This window comes from Aureibaculum algae (genome assembly GCF_006065315.1).
GTDB lineage: Bacteria > Bacteroidota > Bacteroidia > Flavobacteriales > Flavobacteriaceae > Aureibaculum > Aureibaculum algae.
In genome coordinates this window covers 3,258,938-3,275,201 of the sequence record NZ_CP040749.1, presented here as the reverse complement: position 1 = coordinate 3,275,201, position 16,264 = coordinate 3,258,938, and the positions used below count along the sequence as shown (strand labels likewise).

The 16,264-nt window shown below is 32.5% G+C and carries 15 protein-coding genes; 12 read left to right on the top strand and 3 right to left on the bottom strand.

The features are described from left to right. The first annotated feature begins 68 nt into the window (after window positions 1-68). The 3 genes from FF125_RS13700 (at window position 69) to FF125_RS13690 (ending at window position 4,246) form a co-directional block, all read left to right on the top strand. Entirely contained in the window at window positions 69-3,218 is a 3,150-nt protein-coding gene (locus FF125_RS13700; RefSeq protein WP_394344131.1) for a TonB-dependent receptor, read from the top strand. A 75-nt stretch (window positions 3,219-3,293) separates the two neighbouring features. Then, window positions 3,294-3,764 (top strand): DUF6495 family protein, encoded by a 471-nt coding sequence (locus tag FF125_RS13695; RefSeq protein WP_138950295.1) that lies wholly within the window; start codon window positions 3,294-3,296, stop codon window positions 3,762-3,764. A gap of 17 nt (window positions 3,765-3,781) precedes the next feature. Then, entirely contained in the window at window positions 3,782-4,246 is a 465-nt protein-coding gene (locus FF125_RS13690; protein WP_138950294.1) for a heme-binding domain-containing protein, read from the top strand. Window positions 4,247-4,847: 601 nt separating this feature from the next. On the opposite strand, the gene FF125_RS13685 is transcribed toward FF125_RS13690, so the two are convergent. Then, the gene (locus FF125_RS13685) at window positions 4,848-5,417 is read right to left on the bottom strand and encodes an adenylosuccinate lyase (RefSeq protein ID WP_138950293.1); all 570 of its coding nucleotides are present in this window, start codon (window positions 5,415-5,417) and stop codon (window positions 4,848-4,850) included. Further along, window positions 5,418-6,098, bottom strand: coding sequence for an SIR2 family NAD-dependent protein deacylase (locus FF125_RS13680; RefSeq protein WP_138950292.1), 681 nt, complete (start codon window positions 6,096-6,098; stop codon window positions 5,418-5,420). Window positions 6,099-6,236: 138 nt separating this feature from the next. Between FF125_RS13680 and FF125_RS13675 the strand changes: the two genes are divergently transcribed. After that, complete coding sequence (locus tag FF125_RS13675) at window positions 6,237-6,917, top strand: TrmH family RNA methyltransferase (protein WP_138950291.1); 681 nt, start codon at window positions 6,237-6,239, stop codon at window positions 6,915-6,917. A gap of 78 nt (window positions 6,918-6,995) precedes the next feature. Here FF125_RS13675 and FF125_RS13670 read toward each other — a convergent pair whose 3' ends face one another. Beyond that, window positions 6,996-7,607: a Crp/Fnr family transcriptional regulator gene (locus tag FF125_RS13670; RefSeq protein WP_317129635.1), complete on the bottom strand. Its 612-nt coding sequence runs from the start codon at window positions 7,605-7,607 to the stop codon at window positions 6,996-6,998. 178 nt (window positions 7,608-7,785) lie between these two features. Between FF125_RS13670 and FF125_RS13665 the strand changes: the two genes are divergently transcribed. The 8 genes from FF125_RS13665 to FF125_RS13630 all read left to right on the top strand — a co-directional run bounded on the left by FF125_RS13665 (window position 7,786) and on the right by FF125_RS13630 (window position 16,231). Next, window positions 7,786-10,152 carry a heavy metal translocating P-type ATPase gene (locus tag FF125_RS13665; RefSeq protein ID WP_138950289.1) on the top strand — a complete coding sequence of 789 codons (2,367 nt, stop codon included), beginning with the start codon at window positions 7,786-7,788 and terminating at the stop codon, window positions 10,150-10,152. A gap of 98 nt (window positions 10,153-10,250) precedes the next feature. Continuing rightward, a complete protein-coding gene (gene ccoS, locus FF125_RS13660; protein WP_138950288.1) occupies window positions 10,251-10,451 on the top strand; it encodes a cbb3-type cytochrome oxidase assembly protein CcoS in 201 nt (66 codons plus the stop codon). A 7-nt stretch (window positions 10,452-10,458) separates the two neighbouring features. Continuing rightward, a complete protein-coding gene (gene ccoN, locus FF125_RS13655; RefSeq protein ID WP_138950287.1) occupies window positions 10,459-12,609 on the top strand; it encodes a cytochrome-c oxidase, cbb3-type subunit I in 2,151 nt (716 codons plus the stop codon). 5 nt (window positions 12,610-12,614) lie between these two features. Further along, a complete protein-coding gene (locus FF125_RS13650) occupies window positions 12,615-12,812 on the top strand; it encodes a CcoQ/FixQ family Cbb3-type cytochrome c oxidase assembly chaperone (RefSeq protein WP_138950286.1) in 198 nt (65 codons plus the stop codon). Next, the gene (locus FF125_RS13645; RefSeq protein ID WP_138950285.1) at window positions 12,799-13,443 is read left to right on the top strand and encodes a cbb3-type cytochrome c oxidase N-terminal domain-containing protein; all 645 of its coding nucleotides are present in this window, start codon (window positions 12,799-12,801) and stop codon (window positions 13,441-13,443) included. The genes FF125_RS13650 and FF125_RS13645 overlap by 14 nt, the downstream gene beginning before the upstream one ends. 137 nt (window positions 13,444-13,580) lie before the next feature. Then, window positions 13,581-14,996 (top strand): cytochrome c oxidase accessory protein CcoG, encoded by a 1,416-nt coding sequence (gene ccoG / locus FF125_RS13640; protein ID WP_138950284.1) that lies wholly within the window; start codon window positions 13,581-13,583, stop codon window positions 14,994-14,996. A gap of 20 nt (window positions 14,997-15,016) precedes the next feature. Then, complete coding sequence (locus tag FF125_RS13635) at window positions 15,017-15,469, top strand: FixH family protein (protein WP_138950283.1); 453 nt, start codon at window positions 15,017-15,019, stop codon at window positions 15,467-15,469. Between the two features lie 57 nt (window positions 15,470-15,526). Beyond that, entirely contained in the window at window positions 15,527-16,231 is a 705-nt protein-coding gene (locus tag FF125_RS13630; protein WP_138950282.1) for a sulfite exporter TauE/SafE family protein, read from the top strand. Window positions 16,232-16,264 lie beyond the last annotated feature (33 nt).

Sequence of the window (16,264 nt, the reverse complement as noted above, 5' to 3'; positions counted from 1 at the left end):
GCTTTTTTTTTTATGATAAATTTTTTATATATTTTCAATTAACTTAACTCAAATAAATTTAAATTATGATGAAAAATTATTTTTTTACAATGCTATTGTGTAGTGTTGTTTCCTTATCATTTGGCCAAGTTACAACCTCCGATATTAGAGGGGTGGTAATAGATGACCAAAGTGAGCCATTGCCAGGAGCCAGCATCATTGCGGTTCATACTCCAACGGGTACAAAAAAAGGAGGAATTTCAAACCTTGATGGAAGGTACAACCTTCTAAATTTAAGAATTGGAGGACCCTATACCATAACCATAAGCTATGTTGGTTTTAAAACTCAAGAAATTACAGACGTATATTTAACTTTAGGGAAAACATTTTCTCTAGACGTAAAAATGATACCTGATGCTCAACAATTAAACGAAGTAGTACTTAAAGGATCAAGTAGAGGTAATGTATTTGGATCAAGTAGAACGGGTGCTGAAACGAGTGTCGGTAAAAGAGAATTAACCACTTTACCAACAATTTCTAGATCAGCGGCAGATTTTACGAGATTAGAACCTTCTTCATCAGGTAATTCGTTTGGAGGGAGAAATGATCAATTCAATAACTTTTCATTGGATGGAGCTATTTTTAATAACCCATTCGGTTTAGATGCTCCAACACCTGGAGGTCAAACAGATGCTCAACCAATCTCTTTAGATGCTATTGATCAGATTTCTGTGTCATTAGCACCTTATGATGTTACGTTATCTGGTTTTACAGGTGCTTCTGTAAATGCAGTAACCAAAAGTGGAACAAATGAGTTTCATGGTACTGTATATTCATTTTATAGAGATGAAAATTTAACAGGATCAAAAATTAATGGTGAAGATGTTGCAAATTCAGATTTAAAACAGGTTCAATACGGTTTAAGTATTGGTGGACCCATTGTAAAGAATAAGTTATTTTTCTTTGCCAATTTTGAAAAAGATGATAGAACTGATTTAGGTTCTAATGGTTGGGTGCCAAACACCAACTCTGGAGCTGTAAATGAGTCTAGAGTATTAGAATCTGATTTAATAGCTGTTCAAAATGCTTTAGGTAATTTAGGTTATGACACAGGTAGGTATCAAGGGTTTACTTATGGATCAGAATCAACTAAAGGTATTTTTAAATTAGATTGGAATATTAATGACAATAATAGATTTGCAGTAATCTATAATTTCTTAAATGCATCTAAAGAAAAACCAGCTCATCCTACCGCTATTGGTTCAAGAGGACCAAGTTTTAATACATTACAGTTTGAAAATTCAGGATACGAAATCAATAATAAGATACAATCTATACAATTAGAATTGAATTCAACGTTGGCTGATAATGTAACCAATAAGGTTCAAGTTGGGTATACACATTTTGACGATTTTAGAAATCCGATGTCTGCACCAGCACCAATTATTACTATTCAAGACGGATCTAGTTCTAATTATATAATTGCGGGTCATGAGCCTTTTTCAATCAACAATAAATTAGATCAAAAAGTATTTCAGTTGACGAACAACTTAAATATAGTTCAAGGAAATCATACGTTTACAGTGGGATTCTCTTATGAGAAATTTGCCTTTCAAAACTCATTTAATTTAGTAAATTATGAGTCATTTAACTTTGGTATTTTCCCATATTACGGCATATTTAATCCCTACCCAGACATGCAAACATTTTTAGATAGTGCACAGCCGGGTGGAGTAGTAGAGCAATATTTAGGTGCTACGCAAAATGCTTACGACAGTTTTAATGCCAATGGGGATGGTAATGATGGTGGTTGGAAATTGGCGGAATTAAATGTTGGTCAATTGTCCTTTTATGTTCAAGATGATTGGAATATAAATGATGCTTTTAAATTGACTTATGGTGTGCGTTTTGACAAACCTTTATATTTTGATACTTCAAGCTTAATTCAAAAATATATTGATACAGACAATGGTGCAAGTAGAGATAATTCAGTTACCTATTATAATCCTAATACCAATAAAGAAGTTAATTTGAGTTCAACTCAATTGCCAAATAGTGATTGGTTAATTTCTCCAAGAGTTGGTTTTAATTGGGATGTTAAGAACGAAGGAATAACACAAGTAAGAGGTGGTACAGGTTTGTTCACAGGTCGTTTTCCTTTTGTATGGTTAGGTAACCAAGTAAGTGGAGCAGATGATGGTTTTTTCCAATTAATTGATCCTGATTATCAATGGCCTCAAGTTTGGCGTACGAATATTGGTGCAGATCATCGATTTGAAAATGGTTTGGTATTAACGGGTGATTTATCTTATACTAAAGATTTAAATGCAGCCCATGTTCAAAATTGGGGAATAAGAAACCCTTCAGGAACGTTGAATGCTCCAGGAGATAATAGACCGGTATATACGGCAAGTGATAAAGGTAATAATGCATATGTTTTTACAAACTCTGATAAAGGTAGAATTATAAATGCTACCCTTAAAGCACAAAAAACATTTAATAACGGATTATACACAAGTTTTGCGTACAATTATTTGAATGCTAAAGATGTAAATTCAATTGAAGCGGAAATTACGGGTGATGCTTTCGACTTTAATCCTAATTTAGGGAATGCTAATAATGATGTTTTATCTTATTCTAAATATGGTGATACGCACAGGTTTATTGGTGTAGCCTCTAAAAGATTCACTTTCTTTGGAGAAAAAGCTCCAACTACTTTTTCTACATTCTTTGAATATGCACAAGGAGGAAGGTTTAACTATACCTATGCAGGTAATATTAATGGAGATCCTTCAGGTCAAAACAATGATTTATTATATATTCCTACAAGTTCAGAAGTTCAACAAATGATTTTTTCAGGTCCTGGTCAAGCGGCAGCATTAGAAGCTTATATTGAACAAGATGATTACTTGAATGATAATCGTGGAGATTATATGGATAGATACGGAGCTTTAGCACCTTGGAGAGGTAAATGGGATGTGAAGTTCATTCAAGAGTTAAAAGTGTCTAAAGACAATGCAATACAGTTTTCTGTAGATGTATTGAACATAGGTAACTTAATTAATTCTGATTGGGGGGTAATTCAACAACCTAATGATTTAACACCATTATCAGTAGCATTTGATACTAATAATGACCCTGTGTTTACATTTGATGATACATTAACGGAAACATTTGGTTATGATGCTAGTTTATTATCGAGATGGCAAGTACAATTAGGATTAAGATATATTTTCTAATAATTCTTAAAAAAGAATGTAAAAACCACTCTTAATTTTGAGTGGTTTTTTATTTTTGTAAAACGAAATTAAATTATGAAATACAGACAGTTAACAAAAGAACAATTTGAAGCATTACACGTAGAGTTTGCTCAATTTTTGGCAAGTCAGCAAGTTGATATTAATGAGTGGAATGCAATCAAAAAGGACAAGCCAGAAGTAGCTGAACAAGAATTAAACCTCTTTAGTGATGTGGTTTGGGATGATGTGTTAAATAGAACGAAGTATTTAGAACACTTTTCAGAAAAAAGTATTAACCTATTCAAAGTTGAAGAAAAAGATATTTCTAGAATTGTAGTTCAAATTAATAAAACAGATTTTAGTTTTTTCAATGACAAAGATTACCAATGGTTTATTGACAATACTAAAGACGGATCTATTACCTTTTATAAAGGGGTAAAAAAGTATGAAAGTGATAGAAATAGTGAAATTTTTGATTTAATTCAAAAGGGAAGTGTAATTGCTGACGGAAAGTTATACGAGGGATTGTTTAAATTAATATCTTAGATGAAAATTCATATACCATGGTTAAAAAAATAGTTATTGGATTGTTATTAGTTATTGTAGCCATTCAATTTTATCGTCCCGAAAAAAACATTTCTATTGAAACGCCTGACACCGATTTTCTGGTTGTCAATGGCACCGACGCCAATTTAGCAGCTACTATTAAGGCCTCTTGTTATGACTGCCATTCAAATAATACGGCTTATCCTTGGTATGCTGAGGTAGCTCCAGTATCGTGGTGGGTTGCCAATCATGTAAATGATGGTAAAAAGCATTTTGATTTTTCAATTTGGGATACGTATTCTGATAAAAAGAAAGATCATAAGCTGGAAGAAAACATAGAGATGATTGAGGAAAAAGAAATGCCTTTAGAGAGTTATTTACCTATGCATCCAGAAGCTAAACTTAGTGAGGAACAACAAAAAGAACTCATTGCTTATTTTAAAGAAATAAAGTCGAAAATTAATTATACTAAAGTTGAATAATTCAACCTTTGCCTTTGATGTCAAAAGCTAATCGGTTTTTGTCATAGAGATTATAGTTCGGTTCAAAAGTTCTCGATACACTTTTATCTTTCGTTGCACTTCAGAAAAAAGCACTCGAACGGACGTTGTATTGGTGTTTTTAATTAGAGAATATAAGATTCGTTTTTTTTATTTTTTCTAGAGGCATGTCAATGTACCTGGATACAAAAGTTCTCGATACACTTTTATCTTTCGTTGCACTTCAGAAAAAAGCACTCGAACGGACGTTGTATTGGTGTTTTTAACTAGAGAATATAAAATTCGTTTTTCTAATTTTTTCTAGGTATGTCAATGTATCTGGATTCAAAAGTTCTCGATACACTTTTATCTTTCGTTGCACTTCAGAAAAAAGCACTCGAACGGACGTTTAATTGGTGTTTTTAATTAGAGAATATAAGATTCGTTTTTTTTATTTTTTCTAGAGGCATGTCAATGTGCTTGGATACAAAAGTTCTCGATACACTTTTATCTTTCGTTGCACTTCAGGAAAAAGCACTCGAACGGACGTCGCAATGATTTTTTAACTAGAATTTTACCAGAACATAAAACCAATGAACAGTATTCAAATCTTGAACTTCGTTTTGGTCTCAATAGCTTTAATAATTTTCCGTCCTCGGTTTACGTAACCCGTGGTACCTGTGGGAATATCTTTTTCTATATTTAAAACCAATTCAGGATGAATCCAATCGTATTTTAAACCAAGTAAGTACAGCGTTTGCATTGTATAGGCTTTTACTGCTGTTTTCTGATCGGAAATCATCCAATCAAATCCTGCCTCTATAATTTTTTCAAAATGTCTTTCTTTTAGTGGTAATGGATGGTTTTTAAAATAACGAATCGTAAGTAATTCACAAATTTTAGCACACGCTCTAATGACTGGCCCTTGTTTTACTTTTGGTAATAAATCACAATAGGTATCTAAATACGGAACTATAAGTCCCAACTTATCTTTGCAAGCTAATTCTAAAATACGAGCTGAAAAATTAGAATTTGCATCATCAATAGCTTCCATATTGGTTAATAAAATTTCTACCCATTGTGGGTTTTTTAAAGTAGCCTCAACAAGCTCGCTTCGAAATTTTAAACGTTCGGAATCATCAGCTAATAGTGATATAAAAGTAGCTTCCTTCATTTATAAATAATTTTCAATCAGCTGTGAGACACCTACGGTGGCTTTTTCTGCAATAATCTCTAGATTATTAAAATTAGATTTATGTATTGAAGGATTTGGATCAATAAAATAAATTGGAATACCTGGTTTTACATAATTAATTAAACTTGCCGCTGGATATACTTGCATAGACGTACCAATAATTACTAAAACATCAGCTGTTGCGGTAATTTCCGCAGCTTTTTCAAGTAAAGGAACTGCTTCTCCAAACCAAACAATATGAGGTCTTAGCTGTTTACCGTTAGGGGATAAATCGCCTAAATGAATGTCTTCATTGCAATTGTAAAATTCATTGTCATTATCTATACATCTTGCTTTTAATAATTCTCCATGTAGGTGGATAATATCAGTACTGCCTGAACGTTCGTGTAAATCATCTACATTTTGAGTGATTACCGTAACGTCATATTTTTTTTCGAGATCAGCTAACGCTAGATGGGCAGCATTTGGTTTTACACATAGTAATTGACGACGACGTTCATTGTAAAAATTGAGTACCAATTCTGGGTTTTTTCTAAAACCTTCTGGAGAGGCCACTTGCATTACATCATGTCCTTCCCATAATCCATCAGCATCTCTGAATGTATTGATACCACTCTCGGCACTCATTCCGGCTCCTGTTAATACAACTAGTTTTTTCATGCTTAAAATAATTGTTAATATAATACTGAGGTTAGCACTTTGTTTTATGTATACCTCAGGTTTTTATTTCTGTACTTTTACGTAACTAATGTTAAATATAGCTTTAAATTTAAGGCTTATTTATAAGGAACAAAAATAATGTTTGATAAAGAATTGTTACACTATTTACAAGGCTTAATTACGGAGCATAGAAAGGAGCTTTTTGAGAAGGTATTAGCAGAAAGAACGCGGCATTTTACAGTGGTTTTAGAAGATATTTATCAAAAACATAATACAAGTGCAGTAGTACGTACGTGTGATGTCTTTGGGATTCAAGATTTACATATTATCGAAAATAAGTACAACAGCTACGTGTCCAATCAAGTTGCAAAAGGAGCTCAGAAATGGATAGATTTTCATGAATATAATCAACACGCAAATAACACGGAAAATTGTTTAAAAACACTCCGTAAAAATGGTTATCAAATAATAGCGACAACGCCACATAATGATTCTTGTTTATTACAAGATTTTGATATCTCTAAAAAATCTGCTTTTGTTTTTGGGGTAGAAAAAGGGGGTGTCTCAGATTATATGTTAGATGAAGCCGATGGCTATTTAAAAATTCCAATGAATGGATTTACAGAGAGTTTAAATATATCTGTTGCGGCGGCTATAATATTACAATCGGTAACACAACGATTAAGAGTTTCCCAACTAAATTGGCAATTGTCAGAGGTTGAAAAAAATGAAAAACGATTGGATTGGACGAAAAAAACAATAAATCATGTTGAGGAGGTTATTGAACGATGGAAAGAGGAGGGAAGTACTCGTTTATAATAGTAGTTTGCAATATTATCAATTTGAAAAACTACTTTATTAAAAAAGTGTATAGATAATAGTGAAGATTATTATTTTCTAGAAGCCTTGTGACAATTTTAATAGACCAACTTCATCTACAACTTTTAATCTTTTACCTGTTAATTCTATAAAACCTTTCTTTTTAAACTCAGATAACAATCGTATTGCAGATTCGGTTGCAGTCCCCACAACACTAGCTATTTCTTCTCTAGTCAGTACAATGTCTAAATAACCATCTTTATCTTCTCCAAAAGTTTCTTTTAAGAAAATCATGGTGTCTGCTAATCTTTCTTTAACACTTTTTTGAGCCATATTAGATAATGATGCGTTTGCATCACGTAAGTCACCACAAACAGTTTTCATCATATCAAGCGAAAATTTAGGATTTTCCTTAATAGCATCTAAAATTTCTTTTTTTGGAATATAACAAGCTTCCATGTCTTTTAAAGCTGTAACTGTAAGTGTTACAGGCTCATCACTTAAGATGGAACGATACCCCAACATGTCACCACCCTTCATAAATCTAACTATTTGCTCTTTTCCATTGGCATTTAGTTTAGATAATTTACAAATGCCATGTTTTACGCAGTAAACACCATTTATGGCATTACCCTCTTTAAAAATAACATCACCCTTTTTAAAGTTTAATACATCTTTTTCTTTAGACATCGTTTTTAACTCATCTGCAGTCAAAGACCTAAGTGTGTTAAATTCGCGAATAATACATTGTTGACATTTACTCATAAGAAAGGAATGAATTATTAGACAAATATATCGAAATTATATGACATTTATCATAGACTTGATTAAGTTTGCATATGATCTTTGTGAGTTGATTAGTTAAGTAATGATAAAAGAAAAATGTTTTCACTGTGGAAATGATTGTGGCTCTAAACCAGTTGTTTACGATTCAAAATGCTTTTGCTGCAACGGATGTAAAACAGTTTATCAGATTTTTAATGAAAATGATTTAACGTGTTATTACGATTTAGAAAACAATCCAGGTAAAATACCGGAGGAAATAAATGGTAAATACAATTATTTAGATGATGATAAAATTGTAGAAAAACTTTACGATTTTAAAGATGAAACATCGAGTGTCATCACTTTTTATATTCCACATATTCATTGTAGCTCCTGTATATGGATTTTAGAGAACCTAAATAAGCTAAATCCATCCATAAATTCTTCACAAGTTAATTTTCCAAAAAAGGAAGTTAGAGTAACTTTTAACAGCACTACTATTTCCTTAAAAAAAGTGGTAGAGTTATTAAGCTCAATAGGGTACGAACCGCTTATTAGTCTTGAAGACGCCACAGTAAGCAATCGTAAAATAGATAGAACATTAATCTATAAATTAGGTGTTGCAGGTTTTGCTTTTGGTAACATCATGTTATTGTCTTTTCCTGAATATTTTCAATCAGATGAATATTGGTTAGACCGTTATAAACCACTATTTAGGTTGTTGATTTTTGTTATGGTGATTCCCGTAGTGTTTTATTCTGCGAGCGAATATTTTATTTCGGCCTACAAAGGAATAAAACATAAAATTTTAAATATTGATGTACCTATTGTCTTAGGTATAGTAGTATTGTTTTTAAGAAGTGCATATGAAATATTCTTTAATATTGGTCAAGGCTATTTTGACAGCTTAGCGGGATTTGTTTTCTTTTTATTATTAGGAAAAATATTTCAGCAACAAACCTATAGTTTTCTTTCATTTGAACGCGATTATAAATCGTATTTCCCAGTAGCAGTCACAAAAATAGATAATGATAAGAAGGAAATAAACGTGGCTATTTATGATGTTAAGAAAGGGGATAGGTTATTAATACGAGATAAGGAGCTAATACCTGCTGATGGTATTTTAATTGCCGGTAATGCAGAGATAGATTATAGTTTTGTAACAGGTGAGTCCTTACCCGTAAACAAAAACTCAGGTGATAAGCTCTTTGCTGGAGGTAAACAACTTTCTGGTGCCATTGAAATGGAAATTTTACAAACCGTTTCTCAAAGTTATTTAACCCAGTTATGGAGTAATGATGTGTTTAATACCACTAAAGCAAGCGGTATAAAAAACTTAACGGACTCTATAAGTAAACGCTTTACTATAATTGTGTTGGTTATTGCTTTCCTAGCCGGATTGTATTGGTATTTTGTTGATGTGAAAATGGTAGCAAATGTAGTAACCGCTGTGCTAATTGTGGCTTGTCCATGTGCGTTGGCTTTATCTGCACCCTTTGCATTAGGTAATATGTTACGCATATTTGGTCGGCAAAAATTGTACTTAAAAAATGTAGATGTCATTGAAAATTTATCTAAAATTGACACTGTTATATTTGATAAAACGGGAACAATCACCAATAGTAAAGCGAAAATATCCTATCAAGGTGAACCACTTTCAACGAATGAATATATTGCAATAAAAAGTATCTTAAGATCATCTAACCATCCTCTAAGTAGAATGTTATATGAAGACATACAAGAAGAGGGGATAGAAGAGGTTTCTGGTTTTAAACAGGTAGTAGGAAAGGGAATAGAAGGAAAAGTAAATGATTTGACTATTAAAATTGGTTCAGCTCAGTTTGTAGATATAACACCAGAAAACAGCTTGCAGACACGCTCTTATATCAGTATAGCTGGAAAAGTAAAAGGGAATTTTATTTTTGAAAACTCCTATAGACATGGATTGGATGTACTTTTTAATCAGTTAAAAGATGAATTTGAACTTGGAATTTTATCGGGTGATAATGATGGTGAAAGAGAGCAATTACAACTGATGCTTCCTGACAATGCAACCTTAATTTTTAATAAGAAACCTGCCGACAAATTAAAATATATTAAAGATTTACAAGATCAAGGAAAAAATGTATTAATGATTGGTGATGGCTTAAATGATGCAGGTGCATTGGTACAAAGTAACGTTGGTTTAGTGGTGTCTGAAAATATTAATGTGTTTTCACCAGCTTCTGATGGAATTGTTGATGCTACTCATTTTGAATTTTTACCTAAATTTCTAAAATTGTCAAAACAAACCCTTGGTATCATAAAAATGAGCTTTATCGTTTCAATTCTTTATAATTTTATTGGGATGCTTTTTGCGGTGACAGGTAACTTGTCGCCAATTGTTGCGGCCATTTTAATGCCATTAAGTTCTATTACTATCGTAATATTTGTTACATTAGGAACAAATTTAATTGCACATAAAAAATAAATATTTAAATTTACAATTAATACAAAACATGATAAAAGTCATGTTTTGTAAACTGAGTATTATCTTATTTTTGTGAAAAATTTAACAATAAGCCATTAATGGATATCATCTTTGTAATGATTGCGGTAAGTATTCTAATTGCTGTAATCTTCTTTATACTTTTTATTAAATCGGTTAAGTCTGGTCAGTATGATGATATGTATACACCTTCAGTTAGAATGCTTTTTGAAGATGAGTTTATAAGTGAAGTCCCAAAAGAGCAAAAATCAACGTCAAAATCAATTAATCAAAATCAATAATTAAAGAATGGAAAAAGAACAATTTTATTACGATAACAAAATTGTAAGGATGTTCCTTATTGCTACTGTAGTATGGGGGATTGTAGGTATGACAGTTGGCCTTATGGTTGCTCTCTTATTTAACTTTCCTAATTACATGGAAGGCATTTCTTGGTTAAGTTTTGGTCGTCTAAGACCGTTACATACCAATGCTGTTATCTTCGCTTTTGTGGGTAATAGCTTTTTTATGGGGATGTATTATTCTTTGCAAAGGTTACTTAAAGCTAGAATGTTTAATGACACTTTAAGTAAAATTCACTTTTGGGGTTGGCAATTAATTATTGTTGCTGCTGCTATTACATTACCATTAGGTTTAACATCTTCTAAAGAATATGCTGAATTAGAATGGCCAATTGATATAGCAATAGCTGTAATTTGGGTAATAATGGGTATCAATATGATTGGTACTATTTTAAAGAGACGTCAACGTCATATTTATGTAGCTATCTGGTTTTATTTAGCCACATTCGTAACAATTGCTGTACTTCATATCTTTAATAATTTAGAATTACCAGTAAGTGCATTTAAGAGTTATTCTGTGTATGCAGGTGTACAAGATGCATTAGTACAATGGTGGTATGGTCATAATGCGGTGGCATTTTTCTTAACCACACCTATTTTAGGTTTGATGTATTATTTTGTACCGAAAGCGGCAAATAGACCTGTATATTCTTATAGACTTTCAATAGTGCATTTTTGGTCTCTTATCTTTATTTATATTTGGGCAGGACCACACCATTTATTATATACTGCATTACCAGAATGGGCACAAAATTTAGGTACTGTATTTTCTATTATGTTAATCTTCCCTTCATGGGGTGGTATGATAAACGGTTTGTTAACCTTACGTGGTGCTTGGGATAAAGTAAGAGAAAACCCTGTTTTAAAATTCTTTGTTGTAGCCATTACAGGTTACGGTATGGCAACTTTTGAAGGACCTATGTTGTCTTTTAAAACGCTTAATGCTATTGGGCATTATACAGATTGGATTGTAGCTCACGTGCATATTGGTACATTAGCATGGAACGGTTTTATGGCGGCAGGTATTATTTACTGGTTGGCCACTAAATTATGGAAAACAGAGTTGTACTCTAAAAAACTTGCCAATGCACATTTCTGGATTGGTACATTGGGGATCTTATTTTATGCTATTCCTTTATATGTTGCCGGATTTACACAAGCCTCTATGTGGAAACAATTTAATCCAGATGGTACCTTAGTTTATGGTAACTTTTTAGAAACGGTAACACAAATTTTACCAATGTATGCTATGCGTGCTTTTGGTGGTACATTGTATCTAACTGGATTTATTTTATTAGCATATAACGTTTATAAAACGGCTAAAGCAGGTTCTAAAGTTGAAGATGAATTGGTAGAAGCTGCACCTTTGAAAAAAATAACTGCGAGAAGAACTGCAGGAGAAGGATGGCACTCATGGTTAGAAAGAAGAACCATATTATTTACAGTGTTAACTACCTTAGCTATTGCTATTGGAGGAGCCGTTGAAATAATTCCATTATTAACTATAGACGAGAATATTCCGAAAATTACAAGTGTAAAACCATATACACCATTAGAACTAGAAGGAAGAGATATTTATATTAGAGAAGGTTGTAATAACTGTCACTCTCAAATGATTAGACCATTCCGTTCTGAAGTAGAACGCTATGGTGAATATTCAAAAGCAGGTGAATTTGTTTATGATTTCCCATTCCTTTGGGGCTCTAAAAGAACAGGTCCTGATGTGCATAGAATTGGAGGTAAGTATAATAACAACTGGCATTTCAACCATATGTTAGACCCTAGATCAACTTCGCCAGGTTCAATTATGCCACGTTATTCTTGGTTGTATACCGATGATTTGAATACTTCAAATACACAAGGTAAAATGGAAGCTATGGTTAAATTAGGGGTTCCTTATTCGCAATCTGAAGTTGATAAAGGGTTGTTCTTATTAAGAAATCAAGCGGAAGAAATTGAAAAGAGTCTAAGACAAGATCCTGAGTATGTTAAAAATTATGGTGAAAGTAACATGCAGGACAAAGAAATTGTAGCAGTTATTGCCTATTTACAACGTTTAGGTACGGATATTAAAAAAGGTGAAACCGCTGAAAATTAATAGATATGTTAAGATATATAAAACACAATTTTGATTCAATGGTAGATATAGAAATCTACCCAATGATATCATTAATCTTATTTTTTGCGGTATTTGTAACCATGCTCGTTCATGTTATGAGAATACCAAAAGAGAGTATTGAAAGTATTAGTAATTTACCTTTAGAAGAGGACGAAAACAACAACAACCATGAGCAACAATAAGGAAAAATCATTTTGGAGTAATCTTTCGCAAAAGCTAACACGAGCTAAGGCCATAGAGAGTGAAGAAGATATCATGACCGATCATGATTATGATGGCATTAGAGAGCTTGATAATGTGTTACCGCCATGGTGGTTAGCAGGTTTTTATATCACTATTGCCGTTGGTATATTTTATTATATCATGGTCTTTTTTACAGATAAATATGATCAAAAAGTTGAGTTTGCTAACGCAGTAGCGGAAGGAGACGCGGCTGTTGAACAATATAAAAAAGAACATCCTGAATTATATGATGCCGCTAATTTAGTTGCGTTGACTGATGCTGCTAGTATACAAAAGGGTAAGGAATTGTTTGCCACAAAAACGTGTACAGCATGTCATCTAGCAGATGGTGGTGGTAGTATCGGACCAAACCTTACTGATGAATATTGGATTTTAGGTGGTGGATTCAAAAACATTATGCATACATTGGCCAAAGGAGGGAGACCAGGTAAAGGTATGATTGCTTGGGAATCAACGATTAGCTTAGAAGAGAGACAACAATTAGCCAGTTTTATTTTGACATTAAAAGGAACAACACCTGAGAAACCAAAAGCACCAGAGGGTGAGATTTGGAAAGAGGGTGATAAATAATATTACTAACTCAAATTAGTTAAAAATACTTTTATTTGCCTATCCTGGTTGTGTAATAAATGTTTCATTCTTGTTCATTTATTGGTAGTAACTTTGTTAGTGTAATTAAAAGTATTTTTTTTTATTTAAAAAATCAAATGGCGGAAGAACAGCAAGAAAAATTTAGAGATTCCATAGGTACCATAACAGAAGATGGTAAACGAAATCATATATATCCCAAAAAACCATCCGGAAAATTCACCAATTATAGAACCTATCTGAGTTGGTTTTTATTAGCATTACTTGTTATTTCACCGTTCATTAAAATAAATGGCAACCAGTTTTTGTTATTTAATATTATGGAAGGTAAATATAATATCTTCGGTCAGCCTTTCTGGCCTCAAGATTTTTATTTACTGGTTTTGTCTATGTTGGTAGGCATTGTTTTTATCATTTTATTTACGGTTATTTTTGGTAGAATTTTTTGTGGGTGGATTTGCCCGCAAACTATTTTTATGGAAATGGTTTTTCGTAAAATTGAATATTGGATAGAAGGGGATAGAGGGAAACAAATTAGATTAAATAAGCAACCTTGGACGGCTGAAAAGATTAGAAAAAAGGTTACTAAATGGATTTTATTCTTCATCATATCCTTTTTAATAGCCAATGTGTTTTTAGCCTATTTTATTGGTAGCGATGTTTTGTTAAAATACATCACGGGTAATCCAATTGACCACATTGGTACATTAATTAAATTATTAGTTTTTACGTTAGTTTTCTTTTTTGTATTTGCTTGGTTTAGAGAACAAGTATGTATAATAGTTTGTCCTTATGGTAGATTGCAAGGGGTTTTACTCGATAGAAAATCTATTGTTGTGGCTTATGATCATAAAAGAGGTGAGGGTGAAAAGGGTCGAAAAAAGTTTAGAAAAAATGAAGATAGAGATGAACTTGGTAATGGTGATTGTATTGATTGTAATCAATGCGTAGTTGTTTGCCCAACGGGTATTGATATCAGAAATGGAACACAATTAGAATGTGTTAACTGTACCGCTTGTATTGATGCTTGTGACGAGATTATGGATAAAACGGGATTTGAACCGGGATTAATTCGTTATGCTTCCGAAGATAATATTACGAATGGAGAAAAATTTAAGTTTAACATTAGAATTAAAGCCTATACAGCGGTTTTAACTATTTTAGTAGCTGTATTAGTTACCTTACTATTTTTAAGGTCAGATATTGAAGCAATTATTTTAAGGTTACCTGGTCAAACCTTTACTACTACCGAAACAACGGTCAGTAATGTTTATAATTTTAAATTGATAAACAAAACAGTAAAGGATTTAGATGATGTCGAAATTAAATTGATTTCTCATGCAGGCGAGGTTAGAATTGTAGGTGGTAATAGTAAAGTAGCCAAAGGCGATCTAACAGATGGTACCTTATTTATTGAAATAGATAAAAAAGACCTTGAATCGTCAAAAGAAAAATTGAAAATAGGTATTTATGCTGATGGTAAATTAATTGAAACGACTTCCACTAATTTCACGGGACCAATGAAGATTAATTAGTTGAATTAAATTGTATAATTATGAAGATAAAAATTAACTGGGGATGGGCAATGGTCATTGCAATGGCTGCATTTATGACTTTTATTTTGCAATATGTATATAGAACCTTGGCGGATGATACGTTAGAACATCATTTAGTATCAGAAGATTATTATAAGGATGAATTGTACTATCAACATGAGATTGATAAAATGAACAATGCGAGTAAACTTAAAGAGAATTTAGTTGTAGAGCGAGGTGATGAAGGTATGCAAGTTACTTTTCCAAGTGATATGGAACAAAGTAAAATTACAGGCATAGTTTATTTTCAAAGACCTTCAGATAATAGAATAGATTTTAAAAAAGAAATTGTTTTAGATAAAAACACCATGCTAGTCGTTGATGATAAACTTATAAACGGAAGGTGGAATGTTAAAGTGGATTGGAAATATGATGATCAGGAATACATGTTTAAAAAGAACCTATTTTATTAATAGTCTGATAATCAAAATTTACAAAAAACCAATTATAAATAGCTAAAACCAACGTCTATTTTTTACACGGCATTCATACTAGGCTTACTAGGAAGTTTTCACTGCATTGGCATGTGCGGACCCATTGCTTTTGCATTGCCAATTGATCGGAAAAGCAAACCGAAAATGGTGTTTCAAACCATGCTATATCATTTCGGTCGCTTATTAACCTATTCATTGATAGGAGTAATTTTCGGTTTGGTAGGTAAAGGTTTGTATTTGGCTGGTTTTCAGCAGCGTTTGTCCATTCTTATTGGTGTATTAATGATTCTTATGGTATTGGTTCCAATACATATCTTTAATAAGTATAATTTTTCAAAACCAATTTATAAAGGGATCTCCTATGTGAGATCTAAGCTAGGATTCTATCTAAAAAAACGAACAAACAGTACGTTCTTATATATTGGCTTTTTTAACGGTTTTTTACCTTGTGGCTTGGTCTATATGGCATTGGTAGGTTCAATAGCAACTTCAGGTGCTTTAGAAGGAGCATTATATATGTTTCTGTTCGGGTTGGGTACCGTGCCCATGATGAGTGCAGCCGTATTGGCCGGAAATTTTTTAAAAGGCACCATAAGAGCAAAAATTCAAAAAGCAATTCCTGTTTTTGTTGTATTGATAGGCTTGTTATTCATACTGAGAGGCTTGGGGTTAGGTATTCCATATGTTTCTCCATCTGATAACAAGTTACAAATATCAAATAATGCTGAAGCTTGCGAGTAGAAATCGCAAAAAAAATAGCAACCATTGTTGCAA